Raw genomic sequence first — 21,033 nt, forward strand, 5'->3', positions numbered from 1 at the left:
CTGAATTTTGCATGCGTGTTGGCAATAAATTCATTATGATTGCTTCCCTCATTTACTCCTTCCTTTGCGAAATAGAGATCTTGCTGTGGCAAACGAACAAACAACATTGACTGAAGTGGCAAAAGATACGGGTGCGCTGATTCATCAAGCCAGTACCAAGACCACTGAAACAGTCTTGGCCCATACTGAAAAGTATCACGATGCCTATACCACGATTGATAAAATCATGGACAGCTTTTGGGAGCGTATTCCCTATATCGGTATCGCGATTACAGTTTTCATTATCTTTTGGCTCCTCACCAAGTTGTTTAAACTCTTTATTCGCAAGACTTTAGAAAATCGCAGCTATACCCGTCAAAATTTAGTATTGGTACTCAATCGTGTCGGTAGTACCTTTATTATCTTCTTTGGCTTCTTAATTGCGTTGGTGATTGCCATCCCAGGCTTTACGCCAAGTCAATTGATTGGTGCTTTGGGAATCGGTTCGGTTGCGATTGGTTTTGCTTTCAAAGATATTTTTCAGAACTTATTGTCTGGGATTCTGATTCTGATCAGCGAACCGTTTCGCATTGGCGATGATATTGTGGTGAATGGTTTAGAAGGTAATGTGGAAGATATTCAAATCCGCGCAACATTCCTACGTTCGCCCGATGGCCGTCGCATCGTGATTCCCAATGCAACAGTGTATACCAGTGCAGTCACAGTCAATAATGCCTATCAACGTCGTCGTTGTGAGTTTGTGGTCGGTATTGGCTATGAAGATGACATGCAAAAAGCCAAGAAGATTATTCTTGATATTTTGGATCGTAATTTAAATGTACTGAGTCAACCGGGCTTCTCGGTCAACGTCACCGCACTGGCAGATTTCTCAATTAATTTAACGGTACGCTGGTGGGTCAATACCACTGAAACCACCACCTCAGCCTCTATCAGTGAAATCCAAGAATTGGTGGTGACTGCCTTTGACGAAAAAGGAATTTCAATTCCTTATCCAGTGCAGGAAGTCAAAGTCTATCGTGGTGATCAATCTGAGCTGAGCGATGCTTTAGACAAATAATCGCCCTAAAATATTCGATACAGCTGTTTCAGTTCGCAAAATTCGGTTGCCTAAGCTCATCGCTTGGCAGCCGTTTTTTATGAGTAGATCAACCTCATAGGGAATAAATCCTCCCTCTGGGCCAACGATCAAACTACAAGAGTGCTGAATTGCATACGGCATTGGCTGCTCTGCATAGGGATGCGCCACATAAGCAGGCTGTTCTGCACTGATCAAAGTCGGTAGAACATCTTCAACAAAAGGTTTAAAACGTTTATACAGCTGGATTTCGGGTGCTATGGTATCGCCCGCCTGCTCCAAGCCCAAAGTCACATAATCATTCAGTTGCTGTAAAAAGGGGGTTTGCCAATAGCTTTTATCTACGCGATAACTATGAATCAGGCTAATCCGTTCCACCCCCAAAGTCACAGCATCCATCATGATGCGACGTAATACTTTAGGACGGGGCAAGGCCAGAATTAGATGCACGGGAAGCTTTGCAGGAACCGCTTCTGTTTGAACCGGACGAACCCTAATGCATTCTTCGCTGATAGCGACCACCTCAGTTAGGTAGCGCTGACCTTCACGAATCCCCACTTTTAAGGTATCACCAACATTGAGCTGTAAATGCTGACCTAAATGCTGTAATTGCCTAGGCTGGCTAATCTGCCAGACATCCGCTGAAGCACACTGATCTGGCTCGAGTAAAACAATATTCATGACAATGCTGTTTGCTGTAAATAGTGATCAAGACACTGAATATGCTGCTGTAGTGAGCCTTTATTTGCATGTAGAACCCGCTGAGCCTGTGTAACCAGTTGCTGAGTCTGTGCATTATCCCCTAGACAGGCGAGTAACTGCTGCCCCACCTGCGCTGCATCCTCTCCAATCAGAATCCCTTGCTGAGCCACAAACTCATCCACAATGGTTTGAAAATTGAAATAACGCGGCCCAATGACGGTGGGTACATTCAACACCATCGGCTCTAAAATATTATGCCCACCACCTGGCTCATTCAGTGAACCACCGACAAAACAGGCTTGACTCAAGGCATACCAGAGCCACATTTCCCCCATACTATCAGCAAGAAATACTTGGGTATCCGCTTGAATAGATTGCTGCAGACTACGGCGTTGAGTTTTTAAATTTAAACTTTGGCAGACTTGATACACTTCATCAAAACGTTCTGGATGACGAGGCACCACAATACAGAGCAAATTCGGATTTGAATTTAAATGCGACTGCAATTGTTTCAGTAAACTTTGTTCTTCAGGCGCATGGGTACTGGCCAAAGTAATAATCTGACGACTCTCCAATTGCCAATCTTGTTTCAACAGCTGTGCTTGTTGCAGATACTGTTCTGGTGCTGAAATATCAAATTTAATATTGCCAACCACCTGACTTTTGGCAAGATCAAGACCTAAATTGACATAACGCTGTTGCGTTGCCACATCTTGTGCCAGTAACCAAGTCAGTTGTTGCAGCATGGGTTGAGTTAAACGACGGACCTTGCCATAACCTTTGGCTGATTTCTCGGAAAGGCGTGCATTCAATAAAATACAGGTAATCTGTTGCTGTTGTGCTTCGGCAATAAGATTGGGCCAGATCTCTGTTTCAACCAATGCCAATAGTCTCGGTTGATACAGATTAAAAAATTGTTTTAATAATGCTTTTTGATCGACAGGCAAATATACCGCCTGAAATAAATCGAGGTAGGGTGCTTTTAAAAACAGGGATTTGGCGCGCGCTTGCCCCGTCTTGGTGGTATTGGTCACTAAAACGGGATGACCTAATTCTAAATAATGTTCTATCAAAGGCTGTGCCGCGTTGGTTTCGCCAACAGAAACAGTATGAAACCAAATTGCCCCTAAATTTTTAGCAGGCTGAAACGGCCCAAAACGCTCGATACATTCCTGCTGAAACAGCGCATCACTTTCTGCCCGTTGTTTGATTTTCCAACGGTATAAGGGCTTGATACAAGCCAATAAAACGTTATACCAAAACGGTGTTTGCTGTGCTGCTGTGTTCTGCGCCATCCGAGACCATGATTTACAATGTGATTCCTGCCCATTATGCGGAATTTAAAACAAAAACTCATGCAATTTTGGTAAATCACATGAGTCATTTTTTAAAGTTTTAAAGCAAATTATGCTTCCAGCTGTTCAAAGGCAGGATAATCGGTATAACCCTCAGCACCGTCCCCATATAAGGTTTGTGCTTGAAGTGGATTTAAAGGTAAATCATGTTGCAAACGTTCAAATAAATCTGGATTCGCAATATATTGTTTACCGAATGAAACCGCATCCGCTTGGCCTGTTGCCAAAATACGTTTCGCAGAATCCGCCGTTAAACCTTCATTAGCAATCCACACGCCTTTAAATTTAGGACGGAGTTGTGGCAATAAGCTGTCTGCAGCTTCATATTCACGCGTGAAAATAAAACCAATATTGCGTTGATCTAATTGCTCAACCACATAACCAAACGTTGCTAATGGATTTTCATCGCCCATATCGTGCGAATCACCGCGTGGGGCAAGATGTACACCCACTCGACCAGCACCCCATACTTCGATGAAGGTATCTACAACTTGTAGTAATAAACGTGCACGGTTTTCAATTGCACCGCCGTATTCATCATCACGATGATTGGTGCTGCTTTGCAGGAATTGATCAATCAGATAACCATTGGCTGCGTGTAATTCCACACCATCAAAACCAGCGGCTTTGGCCTGTTCAGCTGCATTTCTATATTGTGCAACGATTTCTTGAATTTCTTCATGCGATAACGCACGTGGCGTCACAAAAGGACGCTTTGGACGAAGTAAGCTCACTTCACCAGCAGGTTGAATCGCACTTGGTGCCACAGGTGTATCACCATCCAATAAGTCTGGATGTGAAATACGACCGACATGCCACAACTGAACCACAATTTTTGAACCTTGTGCATGTACGGCTTCAACAATTTTATGCCATGCCTGTGCTTGTTCTTGCGACCATAAGCCTGGTGTATTGGCATATCCCGCTGCTTTAGGGCTAATCACTGTTGCTTCGGTAATAATAAGGCCAGCATTAGCGCGTTGTTGGTAATATTCCACCATCAAATCGTTTGGAATACGCTGTGCACCACTACGTGCTCTCGTTAAAGGAGCTAAAACCAAGCGGTTTTTAATCGTGAAATCACCTACTTGCAAAGTAGAATTTAGTTCAGCCATGATCGCCTCAACTTACACTTCTTCGATTTAAAGTGCTTGTTTTAAATGTTCGATATATTGCTGAATCAAAGCTTCATTGCGCGTGAAATAAGACCACTGTCCATATTTCTCAACCTTAATCAAACCTGCCTGTTGTAGTACAGACAAATGATTCGACATGGTCGATTGCGCAACTTTTCCTAAACGTTCGATGTGCCCTGCACATACACCCCGTTCAAAACTACCACCACATTGCTCAACGGGTAGAAATTGCTCAGGCTCTTTTAGCCATTGCAAAATCTGTCGACGTAATGGATTGGCTAAGGCTTTGCTTATAACATCAATATCCATAGACTCACCACGTTTCTCAAGCGGCAACGCTTTGTTCAGCACCTGAAACCAGTATATCGAAGTTTTTAAATATTAATATCCATTTTTTTCGATATTAATATCATATTTTTTCGATTAACCAGCCGATGCTGAACGAGATTGCCGTTTCAATTGGATTAAAACTTATAAACCTTGTTTCAAACTTGCTTCGATGAACTTATCTAAGTCACCATCTAGCACTGCTTTGGTATTGGAGTTTTCCACACCTGTACGTAAGTCTTTAATACGTGAGTCATCTAGGACATACGAACGAATTTGACTTCCCCAACCGATATCTGACTTCGAGTCTTCTAAGGCTTGAGCAGCTTCATTACGTTTACTCATCTCTAATTCATAGAGTTTGGCACGTAATTGCTTCCACGCATGGTCACGGTTGGCATGCTGTGAACGTTGGTTCTGACACGCCACCACAATACCTGTCGGTGCGTGAGTTAAACGAACCGCGGAATCAGTTTTGTTAATGTGCTGACCACCTGCACCCGAAGCACGGTAAGTATCGGTACGGACATCGGATGGATTGATATCAATTTCGATATTGTCATCAATCTCAGGGGAAATGAATACCGCAGAGAATGAAGTATGGCGGTTGTTATTACTGTCAAATGGTGACTTACGCACTAAACGATGTACGCCACTTTCAGTACGTAACCAACCATAAGCAAATTCACCATCCACACGAATGGTTGCTGATTTAATTCCAGCGACATCACCGTCTGATACTTCCATCAATTCAGCTTTAAAGCCATGACGTTCGATCCAGCGTAGATACATGCGCAATAACATCGAAGCCCAGTCTTGCGCTTCTGTACCACCTGAACCTGATTGAATTTCAAGGAAGCACGGATTTGGATCCATCGGATTACTGAACATACGGCGGAATTCAAGATTACCTAATGCCTGTTCAGCACTGTCTAATTCTGCTTGAACATCCAACAATAAACTTTCATCATCCGCTTCAACTGCAAGGTCAAGCATGGCTTTTGCATCATCTAACTGTTCAGCAAGACGATCAAATACACCTAATGTGTTTTCTAAACTGCCCTTTTCTTTTGCGATGGCCTGAGCACGGCTTTGATCATTCCAAATCGCAGGGTCTTCTAATTCTCTTAAAACTTCTTCTAAACGCTCAGCTTTTAGATCGTAGTCAAAGATACCCCCGTAGTGTTTGGCTACGATCAGATAAATCTTTCAATTGAATTAAATACGGATTAATTTCCACGCGTGTTTTCTCACAACTTTTTCACTTAATCCGCTATTTTAACATAACTGTTTTGGTCGACACAGCCATGTCATTTTCAATACCTTTATTTATTAAAATTGATTTTTTTAATTACTTAATTTTATGCCCAAAATGTTTGTTCAAATGTATTAGCTCCAAGTTTTTGTATGAAAATTAGACTATTTACACTAAAACACACAATCTCTCCTAAGTTTTAATAAATCAAAACATTGATTTTTTATCAAACAATATCAATAAGATAAAATGTCAAAATTACAAGTCAATTACATTTGTACTGTTTGATTACTTTATCAAGATTGACGATCACGAAAATTACTCTAGACTCGAGTTGTAACAAAACATGTATCAGTGTTTAACACTTGGTTTAAATCTTAATGAGGAAACAACCATGAAAAAATTAGCAATTGCATCAGCACTTTTATCTGCAATCGCAGTAACAGGCACTGCTCATGCTTATCAAGCTGAGGTAGGTGGTTCTTATACCTATAAAGACCAAGATCGTTTTGGTGACAGTGATCGTTTCAGCGTAGACGGCAAATATTATTTTAATCCAGTACAAACACGTAATGCACCTCTTGCAGAAGCAGCGTTCCTTGACCGTGCGAGCAATGTAAAAGCACAGTACGCTTATGAAAAAGACGATGCATTCAAAAACAATCAATATGGCGCAGGTATTGAATACTTTGTTCCAAACAGCGATTTCTATTTAAGCGGTAATATTGGCCGTGAAGAAATCAAACCAAATTCTAAATATGCAACTGACGAAGACAAATTAAAAATCAACCATTATTCAGCGGAAGTTGGTTACTTACCAGCACCAGGTTTATTGGTTGCCGCGGGTGCGAAGACTGTTGACGTGAAAGATGGCGACCGTGAAACTAGTCCAACACTTCGTGCGAAGTATGTGACTAAAATGGGTCAAAATGACGTGAACTTAGAAGCATATACTGCTTTTGGTGACAACAAAGAAGTGAAGTTGAAAGGTGATTACTTCATCGATAAAACTTTAAGTGTTGGTGTTGATTATCAAAAACTTAAATATGATGACACTATCATCAATTCAAATGAATGGGGTATTTCTGCGAAGAAATTCTTCAATCAACAAGTGAGTTTAGAAGGCCGTGTAGGCTTCGGTAACGATAAATCATATATTGATAATGACTACACGTCATTTGGTATTCGTGGTGCATACCGCTTCTAAGACTTGAACAGAAGTTTGTAACATCGGAAACGCCCTGAATCATTCAGGGCGTTTTTTATTGCCCCCTGTTTTCTTATCATTTTCAATCCTCCCTTTCTGATCTTTTTTCAGCTTAATCCTTTATTTAAGAATTGACGCTTAGCTATTTTTGAATACACTACTCCGTGTAACAAAATATGTATTATTTTTAATCGGGGGAAATTCGAATGAAAAAATTAAGTCTTCTTGCAACACTTGTAAGTGCTGGCTTTGCCATCAATGCCCATGCTTATCAAACTGAAGCCAACGGTGCATATGAACATATCAATATGGATGAAGGGAAAGGCAACAGCGCAGTCATCAGCGGGAAATATTATTTTAACTCTGTGCAAACCCGTAATGCGCCTTTGGCAGAGGCTGCTTTCTTAGATAAAGCATCAAATATTGGCGGTGGCTATGCTTATAGCAAACTGAAAGATGACGAAGATTTTGGTGACTTACAATTCAATATTATCGGCTTTCAAGGCGAGTTCTACGTCCCTAACTCACAATTCTATCTTTCTGGTGCCCTCCATCGTACCAATGTCAAAGCAACAATTAATGGTGTAGGCTCTAATTCTGAAAATGGCGATGGCTACAGTCTTGAAGCAGGTTTCTTACCAATCAATGGATTACTCCTTGCAGTGGGTGTTGCAGATTTATCTGATAGCCTAAATCCAGTTCAGGTTGCTCAATACGGCTTTAGCAATACGCTTTCAAACGCTGCAATTGTATCTGGCGAAAATAACGATACCGCTGTTTCTTTACGCGCGAAATATGTTTCACAAATTGGCGGTTACTATACCAACTTTGAAGCACTGAGTTATATTGGAGATGAAACGACGTATCGCCTAGGTGCTGATCTTTATCTTGATCCAACCCTCAGTGTCGGCATCTCATTTGCAGATTCTACCGCTGATGATTCAGACAGTGTTTTCAATATTCACGCTCAGAAATTCTTTACGCCACAATTTGCTTTAGGCATCGGTTATACCACAACAGATGGTGTTGATTCTTATGGTCTCAACGGTACTGTCCGCTTCTAATCAATAACGTGTAACGATTAAAAAATCCGCTCATCAGAGCGGATTTTTTACTGTTTTAAATAAGCGATTTGCAATTGTAGGCTGGTGTTGCCATTAAAGACATTCCGTTCCAAGGTGTAGACTAAATCGACATAACCCAGCATTGGATTAAATTCAAAACGGTCCATCGCATTAAATGCAATCGCATCAATCGAATGTGAGCCGACCGCTAATTTGAGTTTTAAATGTTGCTCTTTGAGCCAACGATAATCGATTATTTTGAATCGCCCCTCAAATTGCGGCAGTGGAAACTTCTGCCCCCAAGGCCCAAGTTGCTCAATCCAATCTAGCGTCCCTAAATGTAAATCTGCATCACCCAGCTCACCATCAGTCCATAAGGTCGCCGTGAATAAATCATCATCCATTGCGGCAATCGCTTGGGTGAAAGCGATTTTGAATGCATCGAAGTTTTCTTTCTTCAGAGTTAAACCCGCTGCAGCGGCATGCCCACCAAAATGACTGACCAAATGTGGATATTGTTCTGCAACTTGCTCAATGGTATCGCGAATATGAATACCATCAATCGACCGTGCTGAACCTTTAATATGAATGCCATCTTCATCGGGAGCAAATACCAGACTTGGACGATGGAATTGCTCTTTTAAACGCCCAGCCACAATGCCAATCACACCTTGGTGCCATTGCTCATCAAACATCACCAGTGCTGCAGGTAAATGCTCTGTTTCCAACTGAATATGTTGCAAAGCACTTAGCGCTTGCTGCTTCATTTCGGTTTCAACTTGACGGCGTTCGATATTGAGCTGATTCAACTGTTGTGCAATCGGATAAGCAGTTACCATATCCGCCGCAAGTAAACACTCAATTCCGATCCGCATGCTTTCCATACGGCCTGCCGCATTGATTCGCGGGCCCACCACAAAACCTAAATCCTGTGCACGTAAACTGGCTGCGTCACGTCCTGCAATATCCAGTAAGGCTAAAATACCCGCACGACATTGATGTTGCTGAATCCGCTTTAATCCGGCATCAATCAAGATACGATTGTTATAATCCAAACTGGCGACATCAGCATAGGTACCCAATGCAACCAAATCGAGATACTGGGTCACTTTACTGCTGCTTTTGCCCTGCTGGCTGCGAGCACTGGCTAATTTCGCCAATACATAAAAAGCCACCCCAACCCCAGCCAAAGCCTTACTTGAAAACTCACAACCGAGTTGGTTCGGATTAACCACAGCCTCAGCACAAGGTGTCGACTTGGTGGTTAAATGGTGATCGGTAATGATTACCTGCATACCTAAAGCCTGAGCCGTGTCTACACCCGCATGGCTCGATATACCATTATCCACAGTAATCAAAAGATCTGGCTGATAGCTTTGCTTTGCCAATTCAGCAATTGCAGGTGTGAGCCCATAACCATACTTAAAACGATCAGGAACCAAATACTCAACTTTGGCGCCCATATCTTGCAAAACCAGAACCATTAAAGCGGTACTGGTCGCGCCATCAGCATCATAGTCCCCTACAATCACGATCTGTTTTTGCTGATCAATGGCTTGATCGATCAATGCAACTGCCTGCCCCAATCCCTTAAGCTCTGGAGATAGCAAGTGTTTAAGCTTCAGTTCCAGCTCTTGCTCAGACTGCACACCACGCCTTGCTAAAATTTCAGCAATAAAAGCAGGCACGCCCTGAAACTGTTCAGGGCGTGTGAGCAATGGTCTTTTTTGAATTTGAATCTGCGTCATTTATGGCATCAAACGTTGTATAGTCCAAAGACCGTTTTGTTTTTCATAACTTAAACGATCATGTAAGCGATTTGGTCGCCCTTGCCAAAACTCATAATAATCTGCTTCTAAGCGATAACCGCCCCAAAATTCAGGCTTATCCAACTCATCTTGAACTTGGCTTTGCAGCGCTTGAAAACGTTGTTGTAATAACTCACGACTTTCAATTACCCCACTTTGTGGGGTACTGATATGCGCAGCAATCTGACTATCACGCGGACGTTTATGATAATAATCCGTCGATTCTTGCTCAGAAATTTTGATGACCTTGCCACCAATGCGGATCTGACGCTCTAGACTTGGCCAATAAAACAGCAACTCCGCATATGGATTGTCAGCTAAGTCTAAACCCTTTTGGCTGTCATAATTGGTATAGAAATCATAACCTGCTTCTGTCGCACCACGTAATAATACTGTACGCACATGCGGTCGACCTTGAGCATTTGCTGTCGCTAATGACATCGCATAGGGTTCATGTAAATTGGCAGCTAATGCATGATTAAACCAATTCAGAAACTGTAAATGCGGCTGTACGCTGATCTGGGCTTCATGTAATTCACCCTGCTCATAGCTCAAACGCAACTCACTCAGGTCTTTAATGACATCACTCATGATGGCTCCCCCTTAAGCAGCTTGGGCTTGAGCGCGTACCGCATCAGCTAAATGGTTGGCTAAAGCCTCAACCTCTTGCTGCTGATCACCTTCCACCATGACACGAATCACAGGCTCGGTACCTGACTTACGAATCAACAAACGACCTCGACCTTTCAGTTGCTGTTCAGCTTTTTCAAATTCTGCAACCAAGGCTGGAATTGAATATGGATCAATCATGTGTTGTAGACGAACATTCACCAGTACTTGCGGGAATAACACAAAGCCTTCAACCAACTCATGCAGTGCTTTGCCTTGTTCCACCATTACAGTGAGCACTTGTAATGCTGCAATAATCGCATCACCTGTGGTGCTCTTATCCAAAGTTAGAATATGACCTGAAGGCTCACCACCTGTAACCCAATTCTTTTCTTCTAGGGCTTGTAATACATAGCGATCGCCAACTTTAGCACGAACAAAGCCAACCTTAGCTTGTTCTAGGGCCAACTCGAGTGCCATATTACTCATCACGGTGCCTACAACACCCGCTGGCTTATTCTTCGCCTGTGTTGCAAGAATATAGAGAATATGGTCACCATCAATCAACTGACCATTTTTATCGACCATGACCACACGATCAGCATCTCCGTCGAAAGCAATACCAACATCAGCCTGATGTTCCAACACTACTTTTTGTAGCTGTTCTGGATGAGTCGAACCGCAATTTTCATTAATGTTTAAACCATCAGGTTCATTAAATAAAGGAATAACTTTGGCACCGAGCTCACGGAATACAGAAGGCCCTACGCTATAGGCTGCACCATTGGCACAGTCCACTACGATTTTTAAATTGCGTAAGTCAAAGTGATACGGGAAAGTCGATTTACAGAATTCGATATAACGACCATTGGCATCTTTAACACGAACACTTTTACCCAAATTTGCAGTGTCTTCAATCACTAAATCTTTTTCGAGTTCCTGATTGATTTCGTCTTGCAACGTATCAGGTAATTTCTTACCTGCACTTGAGAAGAATTTAATACCGTTATCAAAATAAGGATTATGTGATGCTGAAATCACGATCCCAGCATGTGCGTGTAATGCGCGAGTTAAATGTGCAATGGCAGGTGTTGGGAGTGGGCCCAATAAATGTACATAAACACCAGCTGCATTCAAACCTGCCTGTAAAGCTGCTTCTAAAATATAACCTGATAAGCGTGTGTCTTTCCCCAACACCACAATCGGTTTATTTTTAGGACTATTTCTTTTTAATACTTTCCCTGCAGCAAAGCCAAGTTTTAATGCGAACTCTGGGGTAATTGGCATTTGTCCAAATTTGCCGCGAATTCCATCAGTACCAAAATAGCTCATCTTTTACTCACTTTCTTATCTTTTATATGGTGTGGAACCATATCTTTCTTCATCTGATTCACTTTACACCAAAACGAAAAAACCGTCAGTGGACTGACGGTTTTTCTGTCAACAAAATTACCAAAAATCAACCAACTCGATAGTTTGGCGCTTCCTTGGTAATCGTCACGTCATGAACATGTGATTCTGACATGCCTGCTGAAGTAATTTTCACAAATTTTGCATTTTGACGAAGATCTTCAATGACAGATGAACCCGTATAACCCATTGATGAACGTAAACCACCCATCATTTGATGTACGATATTACCCATTGGGCCTTTGTATGGCACTCGACCTTCAATGCCTTCTGGTACCAACTTTTCCGCACCCGCTTTAGCATCTTGGAAGTAACGGTCAGCAGAACCAGATACACCCGCCATTGCACCCAATGAACCCATGCCACGGTATGCTTTGTAGTAACGGCCTTGGAAGAATTCAACTTCACCTGGTGCTTCTTCTGTTCCAGCGAGGAGTGAACCGACCATAATCGTGCTCGCACCTGCGCCAATTGCTTTCGCCATATCGCCAGAGAAACGAATACCACCATCTGCAATCAAAGGGATTTGATCTTTCAGTGCATTTGCAACGCTATCAATTGCAGAAATCTGTGGCATACCAATACCAGCCACAATACGTGTCGTACAGATTGAACCAGGGCCGATACCGACTTTCACAGCATCTGCACCTGCATCAAGCAATGCCAATGCTGCATCACCAGTTGCAATGTTACCGCCAATGACTTGAACTTGTGGATAGTTAGCTTTTACCCAACGAACACGTTCAATTACACCAGCTGAGTGACCATGAGCAGTATCCACCACAATCGCATCTACACCTGCATCGACCAAAGCTTCTACACGACTTGGTGTTTCTGCACCTGTACCCACCGCAGCACCAACACGTAAACGACCCAAATCATCTTTACAGCTGTTTGGATAACTTTCAGCTTTACGGAAGTCAGTTACGGTAATTAAGCCTTTAAGCTCATGGTTCTCACCAACAACCAAAACTTTTTCAATACGGTGTTTTTGCAATAATGCTTGGATATTTTCTTTAGACTCGCCTTCACGAACAGTCACAAGACGGTCTTGACCTGTCATGATGTTGCTTACAGGTTGTTCAAGATTGGTTTCAAAGCGTGTATCACGACCCGTGACAATCCCCACCACTTTGCCATCTTTTACAACAGGCACACCGCTAATATTATTCGCTTGGGTAATCGCAATCAGCTCACGCACTGTCGTTTCAGGGCCAACAGTGATTGGATCTTTCACCATACCAGCTTCAAATTTTTTCACACGGCGAACTTCAGCGGCTTGCGCTGCAATATCCATGTTTTTGTGCAAAATACCAATACCACCATTTTGCGCCATCGCAATTGCCATACGTGACTCAGTCACGGTATCCATTGCAGCAGAAACGAGAGGGATATTAAGTTGAATTCCGCGAGTTAAACGTGTCTTTAAGGAGACATCTTTTGGGAGAACAGTTGAGTAGGCAGGAAGTAATAAGACATCATCGAAGGTTAGCGCTTCTTGAACGATGGTCAGCATAACAATCTCACTGGTAATTTCCGTGAGCTATTATAAACAAATTTCACTGTGATTTTCATTTTCTATGATGAAAATAATTTCAAGCGCTGCTTAAAAAGCTTTCTGATGCACGTTTATGCCTACCGAATCCTATAACTCCTGTTAGCAAACCTGATCATAATTGTCATTATTTTCAGAGGGCTGCTGCTCAATCGTGACCAACGGAATCAGTTTGTGCACCAACCGCGCCTTGTTACAATGTGAATCGGCAATCTGCACTTCCTTGCAACTTGAACTCTGAAATGGATAGATGGAACAGCTCACTTACTGTCCCACTTCCCCTTGCAAAGCCACACATTTGACTTGTGCTTGCTTGGTTCCCTTCATACAGGAATAAACAGCTGTAAGTGGTTCAACCATGTTCTCAGGGATCTGTTCTGCCTCAGCCCAATAGAAAGAAACACGGTAATTTGCACAGCAGGCACCACAACTGACACACGCATCTGGTGTCGCAATTTGAGACAACATTTTCTTAAAATTCTCGTTATCAAATTCAATCCTTTATCTGATGAATCCTAAGAAAATTTATTGATAGCGACAAGAGTGCTCAATCAGCGATTTATGTATTTCCCAGTCATTTTCCTGACTCAGAAATTTAGCTCATTTCAGTCGGTAAACTAAAAACATATTCATTCATCAAATCTACGCCACATTCCAAAGTTTCAATCCAGTCTAGAAATTGATTGATCATCTCTTTACCAACAAAAGCGGTTCCATGTTGCGGCACAATCATGTCGATATCCATTTGACGAACCATATTGACCCATAAACGAATCACCTTATTGGAACACATATACCGTTGATGGAAACCTTTCATCTTTTTGATATGTGTTTCAAAATCTGTAATCGGTAGGCTTGCATCGTCAACGATCGAAGCCCCCATATCCCCAGAAAATAGGATTTTGGCAGTTGGATCATAAAACTGGAAATTACCAACGGAATGCAGGAAATGTGCAGGCACTGCAACAATCACAGACTCTCCCAAAGGAATAATTTGCCCTGTATCGGACAGTTCAATCAGACGCTCTTCCCAATTCCCCTTCATACGCTCACTCATAAAAGCAGAGTTAAGATGCGGTAAAAAGCGCGCCCACAGCTTAGAAGCCACTACTTTGGCATCGGTATAGACTAACCAACGCGGCATTGAGGTAATAATGTCAGGGTCTTGATGCGAGGCCATTACATAGTCGAGATTTTTCAGTTTGGTATAACGGTTGAGTTCCATGGTTAAAGGAACATAAGTGAGATCACCACCAGGATCCAAAACCGCTGCACGTTCATGATCAATAATTAAAAATTGATTAGCCTGAATACCTTCGCCTTTAACCAAACTGGTAAAACTAATGCATTTATGTGTACCATTATCAAACAGTATTTGCGATGTTGTCCGCTCAAAACTCATAACCACCCCAGAAAAATTCTTTAAATATGAAATATTTTAATTCCATAATAAAATAATGGGATTTAGTTCATGTTTCAATCAGATATTGGACTTTTATCATAATTTATAAGAAAAAGCCCATCACATTTGGATGGGCCATTACTGATTTTAAATTCAAACGACTTAGAAAAAGTAATGCTGTACTAGTGTTGAAACACCCACAATCAAGAAAATCGCGGCACCAATTTTATGAATTAATGAAATCGGCAATTTATCCGCCAGCTTATTGCCAATAAATACCGCAGGGGCATTGGCAAGCATCATCCCAAATGTGGTGCCTAGCATCACCCAGAACACACTGTCAAAACGTGCCGCTAAAGCAACTGTTGCAATCTGGGTTTTATCACCAATTTCAGCCAAGAAGAATAAGATGAAGGTGGCACCAAACACCCCGAATTTCTGCCATTTATTGATATTTTCAGTTTCATCCCCCAGTTCATCTGGAATCAGCATCCAGATCGCCATCCCGATGAAACCAAGCGCAAGAATCCATAATAGAATTTCAGGGCTGAGTACGGTGGTAATCCATTGTCCCAAGACAGCAGAAATACCATGATTAATCGTGGTTGCTAATAGAATGGCAATTAAAATCGGAATTGGTTTACGGAAACGTGCTGCAAGCAAGAGTGCGAGCAATTGTGTTTTATCACCCATTTCAGCAAGGGCAACAATTGAAGTGGAAATGAGAAATTCATACATAGTTGAATGCTCTGGCTAGCAAAATATACCGATGACCTACCCCTCCTGCTAGCCAAAATCAAATAGATTGATGCAGAGTGGTAAATCAAAGGTCTTGCCAACAAAAGCACAGCTGAGAAGCTGTTCTTGGTTCTTTGCTATGATGACCATGTTCAGTTGAACAATTATGTTGATCATCACCTCTTTACTTTGCGTAAAGAGCGGCTACTCCCCAATGAAGTGACTTCATTCTATCAAACAATAAAATGGTTTTAAATCACTAAAACCAAAATTTTTGGTAACTCCACACCAACACCCGTAAAAAACCCAACAAAAAGGCCAAATAGGCACTTAGCCCCAAAAACCCAAAGCTACCCCAGCCACTCGCTCCGCCCACATCTTGGGCTTGATATTCCATCGCCATGACGACAGTCGCAAGCAGCACTTCAAACCCCATGACCACATACATCACCCAATCCCATGGAAAATGTAAGAAGCTAACCCACAAGCCCATCGCCACAAAAACAATCAGTAATAAAGGCAGCATCACCCGATAAATCACCAACATCCCTGCTCCTTCAAGCAATGAAAATTTATTCTCAGTTCAACATAACATAGATATATTCATATTTTATTCAGCCTAAAAATAGAAAACCTCGCTTCAGCGAGGTTTTCTAAGTGCAAAAACAATTAGAGCAATAAGCTACGAATATCTTTTAACAACTTAGTCAGCTTATTGGTAAAACGTGCTGCATCTGCACCATTAATCACACGGTGGTCATAAGACAATGACAACGGCAACATTAAGCGCGGATCAAAGTCTTTACCATTCCACACAGGTTGCATCGTGGCAGGTGAGATACCTAAAATCGCCACTTGTGGCCAGTTCACCAATGGTGTGAATGCTGTTCCACCGATACTGCCTAGGCTGGTAATGGTAAAGTTGGCACCTTGTAGATCTTTCGGTGACAATTTACGATCACGGGCTTTTTGGCTGAGTTCAGCCAATTCTGCTGCAATCTGCTTAATTGATTTTTGGTCAGGGTTACGCAATACAGGCACTGTTAAGCCATCTGGGGTCGCAACTGCAATACCCATATGAATTTCGTTACGCAACAACACTGCCTTCTGATCATCGGCCAAATGCCCAGCAAAATACGGCTCTTCCTTCAGCAAGTGTGCAACCGCTTTGGCAATAAAGGCCAAAATAGTTAAGCTCAAACCTTGCTTTTTAAAACCATCTTTCAGTTCGCCACGCCATGCTTCGAGTTCAGTAATGTCCGCTAAATCGAATTGTGTCACTTGTGGAATGAAATTGTTCAATGACAATTGCGGTACAGACACTTGCTGTAAACGCGTCATCGCTTTCACTTCACCACCACCAAATGCATTAAAGTCTGGCAACTTAGGTAAGCCTGAAGCCACTGGAGCGGCTTGAGAGGTCGATGCAGCCTGTAGTGCAGTCAAACGTGTTTTCACATAGGCAAAAACATCGTCCTTCATCACACGGCCATGTTCACCAGATGCTTTCACCTGTCCAAGAACCACACCTAACTCGCGTGCCAGTTTTCGTACAGCTGGACCAGCATAGACTTTGGCATTGTCAGCTTCTTGCTGTTTGGTCAACTTCTCAGCTTGCGCTGACGCACTCGGTGCCGCCTGTGGTTTTACTGCTGCAGCTTGAGTAGCAGGCGTAGCCGCTGGTTGAACTTTTGACGCTGCTGCTGGTGCAGCGGCCGAGCCACTCACTTCAATCGTTGCCAAAGCCATGCCTTGACGAACTTCTTGATTGGCAGAGACATGAATTGCTTTCACAATACCTGCAACTGAGCTCGGCACTTCAACCGAAGCCTTATCTGACTCAACCACGCATAAGCTTTGTTGAGCTTCAACGCGATCACCCACATTGACTAGAATTTCTGAAACAAGTGCTTTTTCTACACCTAGATCAGGTACTTCAATTTCAACATTACCTGTTGAGGTATGAGTTGCAGCTGGTGCTTCTGTTGTTGCTACTGGCACTTCTGTTTGAGCTGGAGCTGCTTGCGGTTCAGATGGCGTTGCAGCGCTCGCGGTCTTGACCTGAATCAATACCACGCCTTCTTTAATGCTATCGCCTTCTTTGATTTGAATGGCTTCGACAACACCCGCAACAGAGCTTGGTACTTCTACCGTCGCTTTGTCTGATTCAACCACTACAATACTTTGTTCTGGTTCAATCTGATCGCCGACTTTCACCAACACTTCTGCAACCAACGCTTTTTCTACACCAATATCTGGAACTTTTACATCCACAATCTGGCTTGCTGTCGCTGTTGGAACAGCAGGTTGCGCTTTTATTTCAGCTTCTACAGGTTTTGCTTCTGCTTTTGGCGCTTCCGCTTTCGGTGCTTCCTTTGCAGGGGCCTCTTCAGCGGTTTCAGACTCAAGCTCGATCAAGGCCACACCTTCAGTGACCTCATCGCCTTGCTGTACCAGAATACTTTTCACGATCCCTGCCGCAGTACTTGGTACTTCTACCGTTGCCTTATCTGATTCTAAAACTAGAAGGCTATCGTCAACTGCAACATGGTCGCCCACTTTGACCAAGATTTCTGCAACGAGAGCTTTATCTACGCCAATATCAGGTGCTTGGATTTGCATGATTATTTCCCCTCACCTGTTTGCGTTTCATTGTATTCAGCAACGGCCTGAACTTCCGGATGCGCTTGTGGAGCCCATGCCACTGGACGGTCAGTATCTAGCTCAAAGTTAGAAATTGCATCTTTAACTAAACGAGCATCCACTTCACCTTCATCCGCTAATTTTTTCAAAGTCGCAACCACGATATGCGCAGCATCAACACCAAAGAAACTACGCAAGTTCGCACGTGTATCTGAACGGCCATAACCATCTGTACCTAATGCAACAAATGGACGACCATCCGGAAGATATGCACGAATTTGTTCGCTGTACGCACGCATATGGTCTGTCGCAGAAACGACCACACCTTCTGTGCCACGTAACTGTTTAGATACCCAAGATTCTTTCTCTTCTTCAGCAAGCGGGTGTAAGCGGTTGTATTCTTCACACGCCATACCATCACGAGACAACTCATTGAAGCTTGTTACACTCCAAACGTTTGAATGGATTTGGTATTCATCACGTAAGATTTTCGCAGCTTTAATCACTTCACGAAGAATGACACCTGAGCCAAGTAATTGAACCGTTGCCTTTTCATCTTTTTCGAACAAGTACATACCACGTTTAATGCCTTCCTCAGCGCCTTCTGGCATTGCAGGATGCTCGTAGTTTTCGTTCATTACGGTTAAGTAATAGAACACTCGCTCTTGGTTCACATACATCCGCTGTAAACCGTCATGTACGATCACAGCCAATTCATAACCAAAACATGGATCATAAGATACACAGTTTGGAATTGTGTTCGCCAAGATATGTGAATGACCATCTTGGTGCTGTAAACCTTCACCGTTCAATGTGGTACGGCCAGCAGTCGCACCGAGTAAGAAACCTTGTGCTTGTGCATCACCAGCAGCCCATGCAATGTCACCAATACGTTGGAAACCGAACATTGAGTAGTACATGTACATTGGAATCATTGGCAAGTTATTGGTTGAATAACTAGTTGCCAACGCAGCCCATGCACTCATCGCACCTGCTTCGTTAATTCCTTCTTGCAGCATGTGACCGTCACTTGCTTCACGGTAATGCATTAACTGTTCTTGGTCTTCTGGGGTATATTTTTGACCATGAGCGGCATAAATACCAAGCTGACGGAACATCCCTTCCAAACCAAAAGTACGTGCTTCGTCTGGCACGATTGGTACGACGCGGTCTTTAATGGCTTTTTCTTTAAGTAAAGCAGCAATTAAACGAACCATTAGCATTGTGGTCGATTGTTCTTTACCACCTGAACCATTTAATACAGCATCAAATACAGAGAGTTCAGGAATCGCTAAAGTTTCACTCTCACGACGACGTGCTGGTAGGTAACCACCTAATGCTTCACGACGCGCCTTCATGTACTTCATTTCTGGAGAGTTTTCACTTGGGCGATAGAATGGGAGGTCTTCTAACTTATCATCTGTAAATGGCAGGTTAAAACGGTCACGTACATATTTCAAAGAGTCGATCTGCATTTTTTTGATTTGGTGCGTTTTGTTCACCGCTTCAATTTCCTCAGACAGACCGTAACCTTTAACCGTTTTCGCAAGAATAACGGTTGGTTGACCTTTGGCTTTCATTGCTTCTGCATAGGCAGCAAAAACTTTGTACGGGTCATGACCACCACGGTTAAGATTATCGATGTCTTCATCACTTAAATCTTTGACCAGTTCCGCAGCTTCTGGGTACTTGCCAAAGAATTTCTCACGTGTATATGCACCACCTTTCACTTGATAGCGCTGGTACTCACCATCAACTGTTTCGTCCATGACCGCTTTTAAAGCGCCTGAAGTATCTTGAGCAAGCAGTGGATCCCAATGACGACCCCATACCACTTTAATGACACGCCAGCCCGCACCACGGAATAAAGATTCTAATTCTTGAATAATTTTACCGTTACCACGTACAGGACCATCGAGACGCTGTAAGTTACAGTTCACGACCCAAATGAGGTTATCAAGCTTTTCACGACCAGCAAGTGAAATTGCACCTGTACTTTCTGGCTCGTCCATCTCACCATCGCCAAGATAAGCCCAGACTTTACGATCTTCTTCTTTGATCAAACCACGATTCATCAAATACTTTTGAATGTGTGCTTGGTAAATCGACATAATAGGACCCAAACCCATCGATACGGTTGGGAACTGCCAGTAATCAGGCATTAAATAGGGATGCGGATAACTTGGAAGACCATTGCCACCTACTTCACGGCGGAAATTATTTAATTGATCTTCAGTTAAACGCCCTTCCAAGAAAGAACGTGCATAAATACCAGGGGCACAATGACCTTGGTAATAAATCATGTCGCCGCCGAAATTATTTGAGGCAGCACGGAAGAAATGGTTAAAGCCCACATCATACAAAGTTGCAGATGATGCGAAACTTGCAAGGTGACCACCCAAATCGTCGCCCGTTTTATTGGCACGCAACACCATTGCCAATGCATTCCAGCGAATCAAGGCACGGATACGGCGTTCCATATCCTGGTCGCCAGGCATCGCTGGTTGTTCTTCAACTGAAATGGTGTTGAGGTAAGGTGTATTTAAGCGCTGGATTGGCACATGTTTCGCAATTGCCCGTTGATAGAGTTTTTCTAGTAAGAAGGCAGCACGTTCCGTGCCCATATGTTGTAATACTGAATCAAATGCTTCTTGCCATTCTTGGGTTTCTTGCGCGTCAGAGTCGCCATAAAACGCCATACAATTCACCTTTTCCCTTAAGTTATTTGTCGACCCTATTTTTATCAT

Annotated in this window: 17 protein-coding genes, 1 pseudogene and 1 riboswitch; of the genes and pseudogenes, 3 read left to right on the forward strand and 15 right to left on the reverse strand. The window is 42.8% G+C overall.

Features of this window, described 5'->3' with window-relative positions; translation table 11 throughout:
• Window positions 1-85: 85 nt before the first annotated feature.
• Window positions 86-1,057, forward strand: a complete 972-nt coding sequence (locus F896_RS17495; RefSeq protein WP_004803649.1) for a mechanosensitive ion channel family protein — start codon at window positions 86-88, stop codon at window positions 1,055-1,057.
• Here F896_RS17495 and F896_RS17490 read toward each other — a convergent pair.
• The 5 genes from F896_RS17490 to prfB form a co-directional block, all read right to left on the reverse strand.
• The gene (locus F896_RS17490) at window positions 1,046-1,756 is read right to left on the reverse strand and encodes a 16S rRNA (uracil(1498)-N(3))-methyltransferase (protein ID WP_016162400.1); all 711 of its coding nucleotides are present in this window, start codon (window positions 1,754-1,756) and stop codon (window positions 1,046-1,048) included. The two genes, F896_RS17495 and F896_RS17490, sit on opposite strands and share 12 nt — an antisense overlap.
• Complete coding sequence (locus tag F896_RS17485) at window positions 1,753-3,072, reverse strand: 3-deoxy-D-manno-octulosonic acid transferase (RefSeq protein WP_016162401.1); 1,320 nt, start codon at window positions 3,070-3,072, stop codon at window positions 1,753-1,755. The genes F896_RS17490 and F896_RS17485 overlap by 4 nt, the downstream gene beginning before the upstream one ends.
• 110 nt (window positions 3,073-3,182) lie before the next feature.
• On the reverse strand, window positions 3,183-4,247 hold the full coding sequence (locus tag F896_RS17480; protein WP_016162402.1) for an alkene reductase: 1,065 nt from the start codon (window positions 4,245-4,247) through the stop codon (window positions 3,183-3,185).
• A 27-nt stretch (window positions 4,248-4,274) separates the two neighbouring features.
• Window positions 4,275-4,577, reverse strand: coding sequence for an ArsR/SmtB family transcription factor (locus tag F896_RS17475; RefSeq protein WP_010590065.1), 303 nt, complete (start codon window positions 4,575-4,577; stop codon window positions 4,275-4,277).
• A gap of 162 nt (window positions 4,578-4,739) precedes the next feature.
• Window positions 4,740-5,835, reverse strand: a protein-coding gene (gene prfB, locus F896_RS17470; RefSeq protein ID WP_096089470.1) for a peptide chain release factor 2 whose coding sequence is annotated in 2 segments (ribosomal slippage) — window positions 4,740-5,762 and window positions 5,764-5,835 — 1,095 coding nt in all. Because the reading frame shifts where the segments join, the coding sequence is not laid out codon by codon here.
• A gap of 409 nt (window positions 5,836-6,244) precedes the next feature.
• Here prfB and F896_RS17465 point away from each other — a divergent pair.
• Complete coding sequence (locus tag F896_RS17465) at window positions 6,245-7,057, forward strand: putative porin (RefSeq protein ID WP_016162403.1); 813 nt, start codon at window positions 6,245-6,247, stop codon at window positions 7,055-7,057.
• Window positions 7,058-7,263: 206 nt separating this feature from the next.
• On the forward strand, window positions 7,264-8,121 hold the full coding sequence (locus F896_RS17460) for a putative porin (RefSeq protein ID WP_016162404.1): 858 nt from the start codon (window positions 7,264-7,266) through the stop codon (window positions 8,119-8,121).
• A gap of 47 nt (window positions 8,122-8,168) precedes the next feature.
• Here F896_RS17460 and recJ read toward each other — a convergent pair whose 3' ends face one another.
• The 10 genes and pseudogenes from recJ to aceE all read right to left on the reverse strand — a co-directional run bounded on the left by recJ (window position 8,169) and on the right by aceE (window position 20,985).
• Entirely contained in the window at window positions 8,169-9,869 is a 1,701-nt protein-coding gene (recJ, locus tag F896_RS17455; protein ID WP_016162405.1) for a single-stranded-DNA-specific exonuclease RecJ, read from the reverse strand.
• Window positions 9,870-10,520: a pyridoxamine 5'-phosphate oxidase gene (gene pdxH, locus F896_RS17450; RefSeq protein ID WP_016162406.1), complete on the reverse strand. Its 651-nt coding sequence runs from the start codon at window positions 10,518-10,520 to the stop codon at window positions 9,870-9,872.
• A 12-nt stretch (window positions 10,521-10,532) separates the two neighbouring features.
• The gene (glmM, locus tag F896_RS17445) at window positions 10,533-11,870 is read right to left on the reverse strand and encodes a phosphoglucosamine mutase (protein ID WP_016162407.1); all 1,338 of its coding nucleotides are present in this window, start codon (window positions 11,868-11,870) and stop codon (window positions 10,533-10,535) included.
• A 127-nt stretch (window positions 11,871-11,997) separates the two neighbouring features.
• Complete coding sequence (gene guaB / locus F896_RS17440; RefSeq protein WP_004803627.1) at window positions 11,998-13,464, reverse strand: IMP dehydrogenase; 1,467 nt, start codon at window positions 13,462-13,464, stop codon at window positions 11,998-12,000.
• Between the two features lie 141 nt (window positions 13,465-13,605).
• Window positions 13,606-13,971: pseudogene (locus tag F896_RS0119590) on the reverse strand (YkgJ family cysteine cluster protein).
• Window positions 13,972-14,098: 127 nt separating this feature from the next.
• Window positions 14,099-14,905 (reverse strand): oxygen-binding di-iron domain-containing protein, encoded by an 807-nt coding sequence (locus F896_RS17435; protein WP_016162409.1) that lies wholly within the window; start codon window positions 14,903-14,905, stop codon window positions 14,099-14,101.
• A 162-nt stretch (window positions 14,906-15,067) separates the two neighbouring features.
• Complete coding sequence (locus tag F896_RS17430; RefSeq protein ID WP_004657162.1) at window positions 15,068-15,643, reverse strand: TMEM165/GDT1 family protein; 576 nt, start codon at window positions 15,641-15,643, stop codon at window positions 15,068-15,070.
• 84 nt (window positions 15,644-15,727) lie between these two features.
• Window positions 15,728-15,868, reverse strand: a riboswitch (yybP-ykoY riboswitch).
• 34 nt (window positions 15,869-15,902) lie between these two features.
• The gene (locus tag F896_RS17425) at window positions 15,903-16,190 is read right to left on the reverse strand and encodes a hypothetical protein (RefSeq protein WP_016162410.1); all 288 of its coding nucleotides are present in this window, start codon (window positions 16,188-16,190) and stop codon (window positions 15,903-15,905) included.
• Between the two features lie 122 nt (window positions 16,191-16,312).
• A complete protein-coding gene (locus F896_RS17420) occupies window positions 16,313-18,265 on the reverse strand; it encodes a 2-oxo acid dehydrogenase subunit E2 (RefSeq protein ID WP_016162411.1) in 1,953 nt (650 codons plus the stop codon).
• A 2-nt stretch (window positions 18,266-18,267) separates the two neighbouring features.
• On the reverse strand, window positions 18,268-20,985 hold the full coding sequence (gene aceE / locus F896_RS17415) for a pyruvate dehydrogenase (acetyl-transferring), homodimeric type (protein WP_016162412.1): 2,718 nt from the start codon (window positions 20,983-20,985) through the stop codon (window positions 18,268-18,270).
• Window positions 20,986-21,033: the final 48 nt, after the last annotated feature.

This window comes from Acinetobacter genomosp. 15BJ, assembly GCF_000400715.1.
Classification (GTDB): Bacteria; Pseudomonadota; Gammaproteobacteria; order Pseudomonadales; family Moraxellaceae; genus Acinetobacter.